The organism is Sphingosinicella sp. BN140058, assembly GCF_004135585.1.
Classification (GTDB): Bacteria; Pseudomonadota; Alphaproteobacteria; order Sphingomonadales; family Sphingomonadaceae; genus Allosphingosinicella.
The window spans coordinates 4,604,830-4,620,741 of the sequence record NZ_CP035501.1 but is presented as its reverse complement, the minus strand read 5'-3'; the positions used below and the strand labels follow the sequence as shown (position 1 = coordinate 4,620,741).

Sequence of the window (15,912 nt, the reverse complement as noted above, 5' to 3'; positions counted from 1 at the left end):
ATCACGCCGGCAGCCACAGCCGGAAAATCGTCGCCACCCCCGGCTCCAGCGTCAGGCCGCCGCCGTGCGCGGTGGCGACCTGGCGGGCGAGGCTGAGACCGATACCGGATCCGTCGGGCTTGCTGGTGTGGAACGGCCTGAAGATGTTGCGCGTGGCATCGGGCGGGATCCCGGGGCCATTGTCCTGCACGTCTACGGCAAGCCCCGCTCCAGCCCGTTGGATCCGCAAGCAAACGGCCGCATCCTTGTCGGCCGGAGCCGCCTCGGCCGCATTCTGCAGCAGCGCCCAGACGGCCTGGTTGATCTGGTCGCGATCGAGCGGCCACGCCAAATCCTCCGGTACGTCGACCTCCAGCGTCACCTTCGGCCAGCGGCCGGCGAACAGACGCGACAGGTCGAACGCGAGATCCGCGAGCCGAACCGGCCGGATCGCCGGGGCGGGCAGCCTGGCGAGCGCCCGATAGCTGGCGGTGAAGCGCTGCAGCCCGTCGGCCCGCCGCGCCAACGTGCCGAGGATCTCCCGCAGCAGCACCGGGTCGTCGGCGGCGGCGAGACCGCTCTCCGCCAGCGACACGATCGGCGACAGGCCATTGAGCAGTTCGTGACCCAGTATCTGGATCAACTCGGCGCCGGCCCGCGCTTCCGCCGCCCGTTCCTCCTGCTCGATATCGATCAGCGCGGCGAGTGCCGCCGGCCCGCCGGTCTCGCGCATCTCGACCCGGTCGATCCGCCAGCGGCGCCCCTCGAAGCCGAAGTAGGCAGCGTCGGCATCGAGCAGCGCTGCAGGCGTCGGAACGATGCGATCGTCGGTCGCGAACAGGCGGCGCCCGGCACGGTTGAGGGCGCGTGCCGAACTGCCCTCGATCGCCACCAGCGGGGTCGGCAACGCATCGAGCAGCAGGCGCAGCGCAAACGCGCTGCCCGGCTCCGGTGCCGCGACCGCCACTTTCGGCGCACGTCGCTCCGCCACCTCCCATCCGATCAGCGCGGCGAGCCAGAACGCGGCCAGCATCGCACCGGTGAGCAGACCCCAAAGTCCGTGCCGCCACGCCACGTCACCGAGGATGCCGCAGAGGACCAGGCCGAGCGCGAACAGGAACGCGCGCAGCCCTGATCTAGAGCCCATGGCGGGCCATTCGCCGGTAAAGAGCGCCGCGGCTGAGACCGAGCGCATCCGCGGCGCGGGTGACGTTGAAGCGATGCTCCCGCAAGGCCGCTTCGATCACCTTCTTCTCGGTCTCGTCGAGGTCGTATGGCGCTACCGGCTGAGCGACCGTCTGCCCAGCGGCCGGCAGCGCCAGTGCCGCCGCATCGATCCTGCCATCGTCGGCGAGCAGGACGGCACGCTCGATCGCCAACGCGAGCCCGCGCACCTCGTCTGGCCAGGCCGCGGCGCGGATCGCAGCCTCCGCAGCCGGGCTGAGCGATGTGGGCGGACGGCCGAACCGTTCTGCTGCTGCCGCCGCGAAATGGCGGGCCAGCAACAATATGTCGTTGCCGCGTGCGGCAAGCGCGGGCACCGGTATCTCCACCGTTGCGATCCGCCGCCGCAGTCCGGGGGACAGCCGAACGGCATCGTCGACAATCCCGATACAGCGAAGATCCGGCGGCAGCCGCGCGAGCAACCGCGCCTGGTTGACCGCGTCGAGGCTGTCCGGATAGCGCAGCAGCACGCTGCCATGGGCGGCGTCGAGCAGCGCCCAGGCGTCCGGATCGCGCAGATCGACGCGGACGAGCGGGGTCGCGGCGTGCGCAGAGGCGGCATGGATCGCTGTCGCCGCCAGAGTGCGGCCCGACCCTGGCCTGCCGGTGATGGTGATTCCGGCCGACGTAGGCGCGACCCGCCGGATCATCGCGCGGAGCGTCTCGATGGCCGGGCTGTCGCCGAGGAGCCGCGCCGGTCCCGGCAGCGGCCGCGCCGCCGCCGCCGCCGCCGGGCTGGCGGGCCCGCCACGCGCGATCGCCGCCTCCATCTTCGCGATCAGTTCGGCGTTGCGCCACGGCTTCATCACGAAATCGCGTGCGCCCGCCTGCATCGCCGCCACCGCCACCCGGATGCCGCTGTGGGCGGTGATGACCACCACGCAGGCGGCCGGATCCTCCGCGAGGATCCGCGCCAGGCAGGCGAGCCCTTCGGCACCGCCGGACTCGCCAGGGGCGAAGTTGAGGTCGAGCAGGATCGCGTCGAAGCGCCGGCGGGCCAGGCGTGAATGCGCCTCTTCCGGGGAAGCGGCGCGTTCCAGGCCGTGCCCCGCCAGAACGAACGCGATCTCGAGCGCTCGGGAAACGATCGGATCATCGTCGATCAGCAGAATCGTCGCCCTGCTTGACGCTTCGTCGGACCGTCCATTTCCGGACGAAGTGTCCGCCGCCGGCCGGTCAGCTCGCCCAGCATCCTGAAAAAATCTCGTTTCCATAATCGGTTAGGCTTTCGGCGGCGGATCGGTGACACTGTCCTCATGATGACCGAACCATCCGCACACGCAACCGTCTCTTTGCCGGAGGCTCCATGATCCGTCTCGAGAAGATCCAGCGTCGCTATCGTTCCGACGAGGTCGAGACCACCGCGCTCGACGCTATCGACCTATGCGTCGAGGCCGGAGAGTTCGTCGCGGTGATGGGCCCATCGGGCTGCGGCAAGTCGACCTTGCTCAACGTCCTCGGCACCGTCGATCGGCCGACGGCGGGCAAATACCTGTTCGCTGGTCGTGATCTTGCCGATCTTGGCGAAAAGCAGCGCGCCCGCTTTCGCGGCGAAACCCTCGGCTTCGTCTTCCAGAGCTTCAACCTGATCGACGAGCTGACCATCGCCGAGAATGTCGCGCTCGGCCTCGCCTACCGGGCCATTGGCGATCGTGCCGCCCTGGTCGCCGCCGCCATGGACAAGGTCGGCATCGCCCACCGCGCCCGTCACTTTCCACACCAGCTTTCGGGCGGACAGCAGCAGCGTGCCGCCATTGCCCGCGCGATCGTTGCGGGGCCGCGGCTGATCCTCGCCGACGAGCCCACCGGCAACCTCGATACCGAGAATGGACGCCAGGTGATGGACATGCTCGCCGGGCTCAACGCCGAGGGCGCGACCATCGTCATGGTCACCCACTCGCTCAGTCACGCCGATTGCGCCGGCCGCCGCATCGACATGCTCGACGGCCGCATAATCGCCTCCGCCGCCGGCGCCCTCTAGGCTCGAGCCCTTCAGGCCAAACCCCGTCAGGAACACCGCCGATGAACCGCTTCGCCCTGCTTGGCCTGTACCGCGCGCTGACCCGCCACAGGCTCTACGCCGCTCTCAATATCGGCGGGCTCGCGCTCGGCATCGCCATCTTCCTCGTTCTCGGGCTCTACGTCCGGTTCGAGACCAGTTACGAGACGTGGCTGCCGCACCATGACGAGCTCTACCGCGTCCAGATGCGGCTCGACTTTCCCGGCAGCCCGTTCAACGGCGACTATCCCCTGACGATGTCGGGATTGCTCGAGCAGATGCACGACGATTTTCCGGGCGTGGCCGGCACCCGTCTGCGCGGCGGCAAGGCGGGCGGCAGCGTGATCCGCGACGGTCAGGCGGTGAGCGAGGATGTCGTCCAGGTGGACAAATCCTTGTTCGACATCCTCGATCTTCCGATGGTGGCCGGGGACGGCCGCCGCGCGCTTGCCGATCCGGCCGCGGCCCTGATCAGCCGCACCGCCGCACGGCGCTATTTCGGCACTTCGGATCCGATCGGCCAAACTCTGACGATCGCGTTGGACTCGCCGGCGGCCTACCGCATTGCCGGGATATTCGAGGATCTTCCCGCCAACACCGATCTCGTCGCCTCGATCCTGATCCCGATCCCTGCAACTCCGCCGCCGGCGGAATGGACCTGGTACAAATGGGGCACCGCATCGCTCACCACGATCCTGCGCTTCCCGAACCCGGGGGAAGCGCGTGCGTTCGAGCGCAAGCTGCCCGCCTTCATCGATCGCCGCGCCACTGCCGACATCGGCCCCCAAGCCTCCAAATGGCTGTCGCTGAAGCTGCTGCCGCTCGCCGAGACCCATCTCCAGCCCACCGGACCGGAAAGCGCCGGCCGCAAGCTCATGGTCGCGACGCTCGGCATCGTCGGCCTCCTCACGCTGCTGATCGCGATCGTCAATTACGTGAACCTCGCCACCGCCCGCGCCGGGCTTCGGGCGCGTGAGGTGGCGATCCGCAAAGTGGTCGGTGCCGATCGCGGCGCGCTCATCCGGCAATTCCTCGGCGAGTCGATCGTCACCGTCGCCGTGGCGGCCCTGCTCGGCCTGATCCTCGCCGAGCTCGGCCTGCCGTTCGTCAACGCCGTCGGCGATCTCAGGCTTGCCATTCCCTACGGCTTCACCGTTGCGACGCTCGCCCTGCTGACCCTGCTGATCGGCCTCGCCGCCGGTCTCTACCCGGCGCTGCTGCTGTCGCGCTTTCCCGCTGCCGCCGTGCTCGCATCGGCGTATGCGCCGGGCGGCGGCCGCTCCGGCAGCCGCCTGCGCGAGGCGCTGGTGGTGCTCCAGTTCGGGCTCGCCATCGCCTTCATGGTCGCCACCCTGGTCCTTGCCGCCCAGATGCGCCACGTCCGCAATGCCGATCTCGGCTTCCGCCGGGAGGGCCTGATCACGGTACCCTCGCTAGCCGATACGCGGCTCGGTGCCGATCAGGCGAAAAGCCTGCTCGCCGCATTCCGGGCGTTGCCGGGTGTCACGTCCGTGGGCACCGCCAACGCCAGCCCCGGTGACGGCGGAGGCGCTGTCGACGTGATCGAGACCGCCGGTGCGCCGATGGGCGGACCGATGCTCCGACTGACCGGCGTCGGGCCCGATTTCTTCCGCACCTACGGCCCGCGCCTGCTTGCCGGGCGATTGCTCGACGACGCACACGGCGCCGATGATTCCACCGATTGGCGACGCTGGAACGAAGGCCGCAACATCATCGTCAATCGCCAGGCGCTGGCGGTGCTCGGCTTCCGCTCGCCGCAGGAAGCGGTCGGCAAGACCGTCGGCGGACCGCGTCCGCGCACGATCGTCGGCGTCATCGACGAAATGCGCTTCTTCTCGCCGCGCATCGCCGACAATGCCGGCCATTACATCTACTATCGCGATCTGCCGCCGCAGCCGATCGCCGCAATCCGCTTCACCGGCGATCCGCGCGCAATGCTCGATCGCGTTCGCGCCGTCTGGCGCCGCCTCGCGCCCGAAATCCCGCTCCGCGCCGACACCGCCGATGCCAGGCTCGCCGAGCTGAACGAAGCCGACGAGCGCGCCGCCCGCCTGTTCGCGATCGGCTCCGCCCTCGCCATGCTGATCGGCTGCGTGGGCCTCTGGGGTCTCGCCGCGTTCAACACCGCGCGGCGGGTCAAGGAGATCGGCATCCGCAAGACGCTTGGCGCGTCCTCCACCAACATCGTCACCCTGCTGCTGGGCCAGTTCCTCCGCCCCGTCCTGATCGCCAATCTGCTCGCCTGGCCGCTCGCCTGGATCGCCGCACGAACGTGGCTCGCCGGCTTCCCCGATCGCATCCCCCTCTCCCCGCTCTACTTCGCAGGAGCCAGCCTCCTCGCACTCGCCATCGCCCTGCTCACCATCCTCACCATCGCCCTCCGCGCCAGCCGCGCCGCCCCCGCCGCAGCCCTCCGCCACGAATGACCCCGCGGCAGCGCCCAAAGCGGGGACACTATACCTATTTCCGCGCTCTCCCTCGAAGGGCTCTCAAGAGGCGCGCGCTGACGAGGGCCCTTACCCATGGACGCGCGACCGATTGGCGCCAGGCGACCGATCATGGTAGCACCGATCATGGCCCGGCTCGCCCGCATCGTCATCCCCGACGTCGCCCATCACGTCATCCAGCGCGGCAACAGGCGGCTGCCGGTCTTCTTCCAAGAGAGCGACCGATCTTTCTATCTCAGCCTCGTCGCCGCCGGCTGCGAAGCCGCCGGCGTGCGCTGCTTCGCCTGGTGCCTGATGGACAACCACGTTCATCTGATCCTCGTGCCGAAGTGCGCCGACGGACTGCGCGCCGCCCTCGCCGAAGCGCATCGCCGCTACACCCGCCAGATCAACGAACGCGAGGGCTGGCGCGGTTACCTTTTCCAGGGCCGCTTCGCCAGCTATCCGATGGACGACGCGCATCTGATGGCGGCGATCCGCTACGTCGAGCGCAACCCGGTCGCCGCCGGGCTGGTGGCGCGCGCCGAGGATTGGCGCTGGTCGAGCGCGCGCAGCCACATCGCCGGCCGCCGGGTCAGAGACGATGTGCTGACCGATCTCGCAGGGCTCACCGACCACTTTCCCAACTGGCGGGCGATGCTGCGCCACGGCCTGGAAGCGGGTGACGCCGCGCCCGATGGCGAAGCGGTGGCAGAGGCGATCGAGGCGCGCCTACGCACTGGCCGGCCGCTCGGTTCCGAGCTTTGGATTGCGGCACAGGAAGCGGCGCTCGACAGGCCGCTCCGTCCGGCACGCCCCGGCCGCAAGCCGGCGCGCGCCGTCCCCGCTAATCAGTAAAGTGTCCCCGCGAAGCTAAAGTGTCCCCGCGAAGCTGAAGTGTCCCCGCGAAGCTGCCGACCGCATCGCCATCGCCCTGCTCACCATCGGTCCCCGCGCCGGCAGCGCCGCCCCGCCCTACCCTTCCGCCACGAAGAGGCGCGATCCTCGAGAGAGCCGTCAGGCGGGTTGGTCCGGGGCAGCAATGAGCATCGGGGCCGGCGTCAGCGCCGCGGCCCGCGCTTCATAATCCTCGGCCATTTCGATCAGGCTGAGCGCGAGCGGATCCGCGCCCATGCCCGCGGCGATCCGGCGGCAGGTGGCAGCTTCCGCCAGAAGGGCCTCCGCCGAGTGAGTCATGATGCGCATGTCCAATCCTAATCGAGATCAGTCTCGCGCCGCATTCACATAGGTTGGAATGGCGAGGCCGGCGAGCGATGGCTCATTCCGGATCATGAAGGATCGACGGGCGCAGACTGGCCGTCGCAATCGCGATTGCCTGCTGATCCCTGCCTTGAGGCTGCCGCTAGGATGAAAGACGGTGGCGCACCCGACAGGATTCGAACCTGTGACCTCTGCCTTCGGAGGGCAGCGCTCTATCCAGCTGAGCTACGGGTGCGTGGTGGGGAGGCGCTTAACAAAGCTTTCGGCGCACCGCCAGAGCTTTTGCCGGCTCCCGTGCTTTTGCGGTCGGTCGGGTCAGCCTCGCCCGCGCTTGGCCGCGATCACCTTCGCCTCGGCGTCGCCTCCGGGCGGCGGCGTCTTGGGTTCGTAGCGGCAGAGGTCCGCGACCACGCAGCGCCAGCATTCCGGCTTCTTCGCCTTGCAGACGTAGCGGCCGTGGAGGATCAGATAATGGTGCGCGTCGCGCCGCCACGGCTGCGGAGTTTCGGCATCGAGGATCGCTTCGACCGCATCGACGTCCTTGCCGGGCGCAAGACCGGTGCGATTGGAGACGCGGAAGACATGGGTGTCGACGGCGAACGTCTCGGCGCCGAACGCGCAGTTCATTACCACGTTCGCCGTCTTGCGCCCGACCCCGGGCAAAGTCTGCAGCGCATCGCGGTCGGCGGGCACCCGGCTGCCATGAGTGTCGATCAGCGCCTGCGACAGCGCGATGACGTTCTTCGCCTTGGTGTTGAACAGGCCGATCGTCTTGATGTGCGCCTTCAGCCCTTCTTCGCCGAGCGCGACCATCGCTTCGGGCGTGTTCACGGTCGCGAACAAGGCACGCGTGGCGAGATTGACGCCGGCGTCGGTCGCCTGCGCGGAAAGCACCACCGCCACCAGCAGGGTGTAGTCGTTGACATATTCGAGCTCGGTTTCAGGATTGGGCGTGCGGTCCGCGAGACGCCGATAGAATTCCGCAACCGCCTCCGGCGACAGCTTCGGCGTGAGCTTCGGCATCGCAGCCTTGCCGCCGCGTGCCGGCTTTTTCGACGGCGACACGACCTCCACGCGCGTACGCTTGATCGCCACGCTCAGAATCCGAGCACGTCGGCCATCGTGTAGCGGCCCGCCGGCTTGCCGGCGAGCCATGCCGCTGCCGCGACTGCGCCGCGCGCGAACACGATCCGGCTCTCGGCCCGGTGGCCGAGTTCGATCCGCTCGCCGTCCGCGGCGAGGATGACCTGATGGTCGCCGGCAACGCTGCCGCCGCGTAGCGCCGCAAAGCCGATATGGCCGCTCGTTCGTGCGCCGCTGATCCCGTCGCGGCCGCGATCGGCGACCGCATCGAGATCCACCCCGCGCCCCTCGGCGGCAGCGCGGCCGAGCAGCAAAGCGGTCCCCGAGGGCGCGTCGACCTTCATCCGGTGGTGCATCTCGAAGATCTCGATATCCCAGTCGTCGCCCAGTCGCGCCGCCGCCTCGCGCACCAGATGGGACAGAAGATTGACGCCGAGCGACGTGTTCGCCGCCTGGATCAGCGCGACGCGCTCCGCAGCGGCATCGATCGCGCGCTGGTGCGCGGCTTCGAGGCCGGTAGTGCCGATCACGATCGGCGTGCCGCCCGCCACGGCCGCGTCGAGATGCGCATCGAGTGCCGCCGGCACCGAAAAGTCGACGAAGACGTCGCCGCCATCAGGCACGATGGCCACGTCCGCGCGCTGCCCGGCGACCTCTGCGATCGCCCGCCCCATCCGCCCCGAACCGCCGAAAAGTGTGATGCTGACCATGGCGATCTCATGGGCGAGCAAGAGCAACGGTGCAACGGGCAGATTTGAAGGCGGCGCCGAGGACCGTCCCGGTATTCTCGGGCCCGAGGAGAGGGCTAGAGGATGCCCTGTTCGACTGCCCGCCCCCGGAGTTTCGTCCCGAAAAAGACATCCCACCGCCTTTGTGCGGTGTTCCGCCTCCGGAACCTTTGCCCTGCACCGAACGCTTTGATGGTTAAGACTTCACATCGATCCTAAGGACATATGGCCACTCTCTTTCAATGGTCGCCCGCGGCGGAACGCCGCACCCTTCCCTTTACCGCGGACCAGCAGCGACGACTCGCGCACTGGAACCACGATCGCCTCGCACCGCAGTTTCCAACCGCCGATTGGCGCGACGATCTCGAGCGCGAATATGACATGCGCCGAACGGAGGTCGCCTTCCTGGAAGCCCTTCGCGCGGAGATCGCGGACGAGGCGGCCACGGTGCCGACCGACGTCGAAGGCTTCATCGCCTGGTTCGAAGCCCTGCAGGACAACGGCCCCGGCCAGGGCGACCCACTCTTCCCCTGGATCGCGGAGCAGGCGAGCCTCGACGAGATCAAATGGTTCCTCGAACAGGAAGCCGCCGGCGAGGCTGGTTTCGACGATCTCGTCGCCTACACCCAGGTCAAGATTCCTGAGCAGGCCAAGCTCGAGCTCGCCCGGAATTATTGGGACGAAATGGGCCGTGGCAATCCGAAGGGCATGCACGGCCCGATGCTGCACTATCTGGTCGAAGCGCTCGGCCTCACCCCGACGATCGAGCGCACCGCTGCCGAAAGCCTTGCGCTCGCCAATGCGATGACGGCGATGGCGACCAACCGGCGCTACGCCTGGCATTCGATCGGCGCCCTCGGCGCGATCGAGCTGACCGCGCCGGGCCGCTCCGCCGCGACGGCGGCAGGTCTTCGCCGCCTCGAGCAGACGCCGAAGGTTCGTCGCTACTTCGATCTTCACGCGACCCTGGACGTCAAGCACAGCGAAGAGTGGAACCGCGAAGCGTTGCGCCCGCTCGTCGCCGAGGATCCGGCCAGGGCTACCGCAATGGCCGAAGGCGCCCTCATTCGCCTCACCGCCGGCGCCCGCTGTTTCGCCCGCTATCGCGCCGAATTGTGGGGCGATGCGGCAGAGGTGGCGGCACCGCAGGCGGAGCCGGTCGCGCGCCGTACGCTGTCGATCGTGACCGCTCGCTCATGAACGCGCATCGCACCGGAACTCTGGGAGCGCCGGCGCGGCAGCCTTCATCCGTCGACGATGTCGGAATATTCGGGATGCTTGACGTAGAAATGCGCCATGAACGGGCACAGCAAGACGGCTTTCCGTCCACTCGCCCGTATCTGCTCGAAGACCTGCGTGGCGAGCCGGGTGCCGATGCCCTGACCACCATGATCGGACGGAACTTCGGTGTGGGTGAGGACGAGCCGGCCGTGCGGATCGATCCTGTAATAAGCCGCGGCGATGCTGCCGTCCCCGAGAGCGAGTTCGAACCGGTGCCGATCCGTATTCTCGACGACGCCACCTTCGTTCCCGTTCTCGGGCGCCGCGGGGCGCGCAGGTCCACTTTCCATGTCGGTCTCCCGGTTCGCGTTCATGACGGCCGTTCGGTGCCGATCGGGCGGACCGCCGCCGCCTGATCTTCGCGCCGTCCGCCGCTCAGGCGTGCGCGGCCACTCGCTCCACGATCACCTTCGGCTGATCCTGTTCCGCGAGATAGGCGTGGATCGACGCGACCGCCTGGGCACCGTCGCCGACCGCTGCGGCCACCCTCTTGACCGACTCGGCGCGAACGTCGCCCACCGCAAAGATGCCGCGCCGGCAGGTCTCCAGTGGCAGCCGTGCCGCCCCGCAGGACGCACCGGTGCGAACGAAGCCCCGCGCGTCCATCTCCAGGCCCGCATTCGCTAGCCAGTCGGTGTTCGGATCGGCACCGATGAACAGAAACAGCTGCCGCGCCTCGCGCCAGCTCTCCGCGCCGGTTCGCCGGTCGCGCAGCTGGATCGCGTGCAAGGCCCCGCCCTCACCTTCGAGCGCGCTGATCTCGGCACCGATGACGACTTCGACATTGGGAAGGCTAGAAATGCGCTCGATCAGATAGGCCGACATCGTTTCGGCAAGCGGCCGCCGCACCACCATGGTCACCCGGGCGGCATGTTCGGCAAGGTAGACCACCGCCTGACCCGCCGAATTGCCGCCGCCGACGAGTGCGATCGACTCGCCCCCGCACAGCCGCGCCTCCTGGGGCGATGCCCAATAATGGATCGAGGCGCCTTCGAACCGCTCGACATCGCGGACAGGAAGGCGGCGATAGCGGGCTCCGGTTGCGATTACGATCGTCCGCGCCCGCACCCGCTCGCCCTCGGCAAGGCGTACGAACAGGCTGGTCTCGTCCTCGTCCAGGGCCATGCATTCGTCGGGTATCGCCATTTCCACGCCGAATTTCTGTGCCTGGTTGAAGGCACGGCCCATCAGTGCCATGCCGGAAATGCCCGTCGGGAACCCGAGATAATTCTCGATTCGCGCCGAAGCGCCGGCCTGGCCGCCGAAGGCGCGGCAATCGAGCACCACCGTCGACAGCCCCTCCGATCCGGCATAGACCGCGGTGGCGAGCCCGGCCGGCCCCGCGCCGACCACGGCGACATCGAACAGGTGATCCGGATCGATCGGCCGGACCAGCCCGATGCAGCGGCCAAGCGCCGCTTCCGTCGGATTGCGCAACAATTTCCCGTCGGGGCAGAGCACGATCGGCAATTGCTCCTCGGTCACTTCGAATCGCTCGACCAGTGTCGCCGCGCAGCTGTCGGTCGCGGGATCGAGCGTGGAGTGGGGATGCCCATTACGCCCGAGGAAGTTGGACAGGCGCAGCACGTCCGCGCTGCCGGCCCGGCCGACGATGACCGGACCGCCGGCGCCGACTTCGATCAGCCCCATCCTTCGCAGGATCAGCGCCCGCATGATCCGCTCGCCGAGCGTCGCCTCGGCGATCAGCACGTCGCGTAGTCGCTCCGGCGGGATCGCGAGCAGCTCGACCTCGTTGACGGCATAGGCATCGACGAGAGACGCTCGGCCCGAAAGCTGGGCGAGTTCGCCGATGAAGCCGCCCGGCAAATGGGTGACGATCGGGGTGCGCACGCCGCGGTCGAACTGACTGATCTCGACCGCGCCGGAGAGCAGGACGGAGAGGCCGTGCCCGGTCTCGCCGACCTGCACGATCGCATCGCCGGCTCCGAAGTGGCGGACGCTGCCGAACCGCCGCAGCCGATCCATCTCGGCTGCGGTCAGGGTCGGGAACATCTGCGCTCCGCGGGTGTCGATCAGCGTCTGCCGGCTTGCTTGCGTCATGATATCCTCAGGCGTTGACCGGCGTCGCCAGAATGAACGGCCGGCTCTGCGCTTCGCCTTCCTCGATAAACTGAAGCAGGTCCGCATTGAAGATACCCGAATGGGTTTGCGGGAAACCATGGCCGCCGCCGGGATATTCCTTCAGCCGCGCACCCGGCACCAGCTGCACCGCGGCACGCGCCGCGGCGCCGATCGGCACGATCTGATCGTCGTCGCCGTGCAGGAACAAGGTCGGAACGTCGATCCGCTTCAGATCCTCGGTATAATCCACTTCGGAGAATTCGTGGATGCAGTCGTAGAGGCCCTTGATGCCGCCGATCATGCCCTGCAGCCAGAAGGATTGACGCACGCCTTCCGAGATTTCCGAACCCGGTCGATTGTAGCCGTAGAAGGGATCGGTGAGATCGAGGAAGAATTTGGAGCGATCGTCGCGCGTGCCCTGACGGATGCCGTCGAACACCGCGCGCGGCAGCCCGCCGGGATTGGCCTCGGTCTGCAGCATTAGCGGCGGCACCGCGCCGACCAGCACGATCCTGGCGATCCTGTCGGTGCCGTGGCGGCCGACATAATGAACCACTTCGCCGCCTCCGGTCGAGTGGCCGACCAGGATGAGGTCACGCAGGTCGAGCGCCTCGATCAGCTCGGCGAGGTCGTCGGCATAATGATCCATGTCGTTGCCGTCCCAGGTCTGCGACGAGCGGCCGTGGCTGCGACGATCATGCGCGATCACCCGAAAGCCGCGCTCGCCGAAGAACAGCATCTGATTGTCCCACGCATCGGCGCTGAGCGGCCAGCCGTGGGAGAAGAGGATCGGCTGCCCGCTGCCCCAATCCTTGTAGAAGATCTCGGCATTGTCTCGAGTGGTGATCGTCGGCATGTCACTCTCCTTCTTGGGTGGGTCAGGCAGCGAGCGGTTGCTCGGTTCGTTGTGGGCGGGCGTGCCGCAGCGCCCAGTCGAGGGCGTAATCCGCGACCGCTTCCCAGCCCTCGTCCATGCAGGTCCAGTGGGATCGGTCCGGGAAGGTCTTGAGTTCGGTCGTGGACGGCGCTCTGCGCTGTTTGCGGAAGATCGCGCGAGTCATGCTCGCATCGGCGATCAGGTCCTTGCCGCCGGCGATCAGCAGCAGCGGTGCACGCTTCGGATTGTCCCAGCGTATCTTGATCGGCTTAAAGATGCCGTCCCAATAGACCTTGCCCGGCGTCGGCACGATGTAGCGGTCGTAGAGCATGTCGACCCGATCCTTCCGCGCGGTCTGCGCGAAGCGCGTGGCGAAGAATTTGCGCGACATCGTTTTCGCCCGCTTCCAGCTGCCGAGATCGAGAAACACGGGCAGCGCCGAAACGATCGCGTGGACGCCAAGCGGCACGCCCGGCGTCGGCGCCGGATCGATCGCGACCCCGGACAATCCGAGACCGCGGTCGAGCAGATGCTGCACGATCACGCCCCCGAACGAATGTCCGATCAGGATCGGCGGTTCGGGCAGCGCCCGCACCGCCCGCTCGTAATGGTCGACGATCTCGCGCTGGCCGAGCGTCGCCAGTTCGACGCGCGGCTCCGCGCGCAGCTCGGCCGGGCTGCGATCGTCATACGGCCAGTCCGGCGTCACCACCTTGTAGCCGAGACCCTCGTAGCGGCGCCGAAATCCTTCCCAGCTCGCGCTGTTGAGCCAGGCGCCGTGAATCAGCATGATCGTGGTCGACATCGGTCCGTCTCCCTCGACGGCGGCGGCGTCCCTGTGCGCCTGCCCGCTCCGTCCGGTGCAGAATGCGTCGGACCGGAAGGAGGCGATAGTCTACATCCGGCTAGCGCCGTCATACGTTGGTATGGGGATGGCGCCTCGCGGATCGGTTGCGGCCGGCAGCGTCACGACGAAGGTCGCGCCCGGCCCATCGCTGCGCCGCACCGCATCGATCGTCCCGCCATGCGCCTCGGCGATCGAACGGCAGATGCGCAGCCCCATGCCCATACCCGAGGCCTTGGTCGTGAAGAAGCTGTCGAACAGCCGCTGCTCGGTACCCTCTGCGAAGCCCGGCCCTTGGTCCTCTATGCTGATGCGCACCGCGTCACCCGCCACGGCGGTGCGGATGCCAAGGCTTCGCCGCTCCACCGGCAGCTCCGCCATCGCCTGGACGGCATTGACGGCGAGATTGACCAGGATCTGCTGGATCTGGGTGCCGTCACCCGCGATCGACGGCAGCCTCGGAGCGAGGTCGAGCGACACGGCGATCGCCTGCGCTCTGAGGTCGTGCCGCAGGAACAGCAGCACCTCCTCGACCAGCGCATTGACGTCGAGCACCGTCCGCTCCGGCGCGCGCTGCTCGGCCATTGCCCGAACCCTGCCGATGATCTCGGCCGCGCGCCGCGCGTCGGCGATGACGCGGCCGGACAAGGCCCGCACCTCCTCGATGTCCGGTTCGGGGCGGTTCAGCCACCGCAGCCCCGCCTCGACATTGGTGGCGATCGCCGCCAGCGGCTGGTTGACCTCGTGCGCGATCGAGGCGGTGAATTCCCCGAGCATCGAAATGCGCGCCGCCCGGGCAAGATCGGCCTGCAGCCGGCCCAGCGCCTCCTCCGCCCGCTTGCGCTCGCTAATATCGATCACGCCCAGCAGGATCACGCCTTCCTTGCGACTCTCGGGCGACCAGGAAACGGTGAACAGGACGTCGATCAAGTCGCCGCCGACCGTCAGCAGCCGTGTCTCGGTGAGATAATGAGGCCGCTTTTCCGCGGAAGCGACCACCGCCTCGACGAACACCGGCTCGCTTTCCACCGGCCAGAAGCGCTCGACCGAGCCGCCGACGAGCTCCTCGCTCGATTGTGCACCGAACAAGGCAACCGCCTTCGCATTGACGTCGCGCACGCGCGATCGTGCCATCGCCTCGCGGATCAGCGCGCGATTGCCCAGCATGTGCGCGCGCAGGTCGGTGACGCCTGCGGCGAACGCCGTGCGCAGCATGTCGCCGACGCCCGTGAAGTCGATCTCCCAAAAGGCGACTGCCATGGCCTGGAACAGATTGCGGTAGCGATATTCGGTGAGCTGCGCCTCCGCCTGGGTCCGGCGGCGCTCCGCAATGTCGCGACTGGTCTCGACGATATGCAACGGCCGGCCCTCGGCGTCGCGGCCGAGTGACCAGCGCGCCTCGACGCTCACCGCCTGCCCCTCTCGGCCGCGCCGCTCCACCTCTCCCTGCCAACGACCGGTTTCAAGCAATTCCAGCTCGGCGGCCTCAAGCGACCTGGCTTCCGCGCCGTGCAGCAAGGCGCCGAACTTCCGGCCGATCGCCTCCCCGCGCGGCCAGCCGTAACAATGCTCGGCAGCGAGGTTCCACTGGATGATCCGTCCGGAAAGATCCCGGACGATTATCGCGTCGTGCACGAGATCCAGAATTTCGGAGGCATCCGCACGGTCGAGCCTGGCCATGTTCGCTCCCGGACAATCGGAAACCTCATCCTGCCGCGAGTGCACGCGCCACACAATCGAGCAATTGGTCCGCCTCGAACGGCTTGGTCAGTACGCACAGGACGCCTTGCGCCCGTGCGGCATCGGCGATGGTCGGGTCGGCACCGGCCGTGATCACGATCACCGGTCTCTGGTAGCCGAGCTTCCGCAATCGCCCGATCATGTCGAGGCCGCTCTCGCCCGGAAGCCGAACGTCGGTGATCACACAGGCGCAGGCACCGTCCTGCACCGCAAGGAATTCCTCGGCGGAGGCGAAGCCGCGCCCGGAATAGCCGGCGGCGCGCAACAAACCGATCAGCGCGGTACGCAGAGATTCGTCGTCTTCGACGATCGAGATCACGGGCTCGGCGTGCACAGCTCATCCCCTTGGGCCGCAACGGCCGGTCGTCCGGCCATTGCAGCTGGCTTCGCCACGCCCGCGTAACCTT

The 15,912-nt window shown here is 68.1% G+C and carries 15 protein-coding genes and 1 tRNA gene; 4 read left to right on the top strand and 12 right to left on the bottom strand.

The window, feature by feature from the left end; translation table 11 throughout:
- Window position 1 precedes the first annotated feature (1 nt).
- Window positions 2-1,126: a PAS domain-containing sensor histidine kinase gene (locus ETR14_RS20880; protein WP_129388443.1), complete on the bottom strand. Its 1,125-nt coding sequence runs from the start codon at window positions 1,124-1,126 to the stop codon at window positions 2-4.
- The gene (locus ETR14_RS20875; protein ID WP_129388440.1) at window positions 1,116-2,417 is read right to left on the bottom strand and encodes a sigma-54 dependent transcriptional regulator; all 1,302 of its coding nucleotides are present in this window, start codon (window positions 2,415-2,417) and stop codon (window positions 1,116-1,118) included. Before ETR14_RS20875 ends, ETR14_RS20880 begins: the two co-directional genes overlap by 11 nt.
- Window positions 2,418-2,509: 92 nt before the next feature.
- Between ETR14_RS20875 and ETR14_RS20870 the strand changes: the two genes are divergently transcribed.
- The 3 genes from ETR14_RS20870 to ETR14_RS20860 all read left to right on the top strand — a co-directional run bounded on the left by ETR14_RS20870 (window position 2,510) and on the right by ETR14_RS20860 (window position 6,507).
- A complete protein-coding gene (locus ETR14_RS20870; protein ID WP_129388437.1) occupies window positions 2,510-3,184 on the top strand; it encodes an ABC transporter ATP-binding protein in 675 nt (224 codons plus the stop codon).
- Between the two features lie 41 nt (window positions 3,185-3,225).
- Window positions 3,226-5,649 carry an ABC transporter permease gene (locus tag ETR14_RS20865; protein WP_129388434.1) on the top strand — a complete coding sequence of 808 codons (2,424 nt, stop codon included), beginning with the start codon at window positions 3,226-3,228 and terminating at the stop codon, window positions 5,647-5,649.
- A gap of 132 nt (window positions 5,650-5,781) precedes the next feature.
- The gene (locus ETR14_RS20860; protein WP_206185883.1) at window positions 5,782-6,507 is read left to right on the top strand and encodes a transposase; all 726 of its coding nucleotides are present in this window, start codon (window positions 5,782-5,784) and stop codon (window positions 6,505-6,507) included.
- A gap of 159 nt (window positions 6,508-6,666) precedes the next feature.
- Here the strand turns inward: ETR14_RS20860 and ETR14_RS20855 are convergent, their stop codons facing one another.
- The 4 genes from ETR14_RS20855 to dapB all read right to left on the bottom strand — a co-directional run bounded on the left by ETR14_RS20855 (window position 6,667) and on the right by dapB (window position 8,663).
- Window positions 6,667-6,855: a hypothetical protein gene (locus ETR14_RS20855; RefSeq protein WP_129388431.1), complete on the bottom strand. Its 189-nt coding sequence runs from the start codon at window positions 6,853-6,855 to the stop codon at window positions 6,667-6,669.
- A 173-nt stretch (window positions 6,856-7,028) separates the two neighbouring features.
- Window positions 7,029-7,105, bottom strand: a tRNA-Arg gene (locus ETR14_RS20850).
- Window positions 7,106-7,185: 80 nt separating this feature from the next.
- Window positions 7,186-7,893: an endonuclease III gene (gene nth, locus ETR14_RS20845; protein ID WP_371416826.1), complete on the bottom strand. Its 708-nt coding sequence runs from the start codon at window positions 7,891-7,893 to the stop codon at window positions 7,186-7,188.
- Between the two features lie 74 nt (window positions 7,894-7,967).
- Window positions 7,968-8,663, bottom strand: a complete 696-nt coding sequence (gene dapB / locus ETR14_RS20840) for a 4-hydroxy-tetrahydrodipicolinate reductase (protein ID WP_129388428.1) — start codon at window positions 8,661-8,663, stop codon at window positions 7,968-7,970.
- A 243-nt stretch (window positions 8,664-8,906) separates the two neighbouring features.
- Between dapB and ETR14_RS20835 the strand changes: the two genes are divergently transcribed.
- On the top strand, window positions 8,907-9,881 hold the full coding sequence (locus ETR14_RS20835; RefSeq protein ID WP_129388425.1) for an iron-containing redox enzyme family protein: 975 nt from the start codon (window positions 8,907-8,909) through the stop codon (window positions 9,879-9,881).
- Between the two features lie 44 nt (window positions 9,882-9,925).
- Here ETR14_RS20835 and ETR14_RS20830 read toward each other — a convergent pair whose 3' ends face one another.
- From ETR14_RS20830 to ETR14_RS20805, 6 genes are all read right to left on the bottom strand, one after another.
- Window positions 9,926-10,252, bottom strand: coding sequence for a GNAT family N-acetyltransferase (locus ETR14_RS20830; protein ID WP_129388422.1), 327 nt, complete (start codon window positions 10,250-10,252; stop codon window positions 9,926-9,928).
- An 85-nt stretch (window positions 10,253-10,337) separates the two neighbouring features.
- Window positions 10,338-12,023: an FAD-dependent oxidoreductase gene (locus tag ETR14_RS20825; RefSeq protein WP_129388419.1), complete on the bottom strand. Its 1,686-nt coding sequence runs from the start codon at window positions 12,021-12,023 to the stop codon at window positions 10,338-10,340.
- Between the two features lie 7 nt (window positions 12,024-12,030).
- Entirely contained in the window at window positions 12,031-12,900 is an 870-nt protein-coding gene (locus ETR14_RS20820; protein ID WP_129388416.1) for an alpha/beta fold hydrolase, read from the bottom strand.
- A gap of 22 nt (window positions 12,901-12,922) precedes the next feature.
- A complete protein-coding gene (locus ETR14_RS20815; RefSeq protein ID WP_129388413.1) occupies window positions 12,923-13,726 on the bottom strand; it encodes an alpha/beta hydrolase in 804 nt (267 codons plus the stop codon).
- Window positions 13,727-13,816: 90 nt separating this feature from the next.
- Entirely contained in the window at window positions 13,817-15,445 is a 1,629-nt protein-coding gene (locus ETR14_RS20810) for a PAS domain S-box protein (protein ID WP_129388410.1), read from the bottom strand.
- A gap of 25 nt (window positions 15,446-15,470) precedes the next feature.
- Window positions 15,471-15,839 carry a response regulator transcription factor gene (locus ETR14_RS20805; protein WP_129388407.1) on the bottom strand — a complete coding sequence of 123 codons (369 nt, stop codon included), beginning with the start codon at window positions 15,837-15,839 and terminating at the stop codon, window positions 15,471-15,473.
- Window positions 15,840-15,912: the final 73 nt, after the last annotated feature.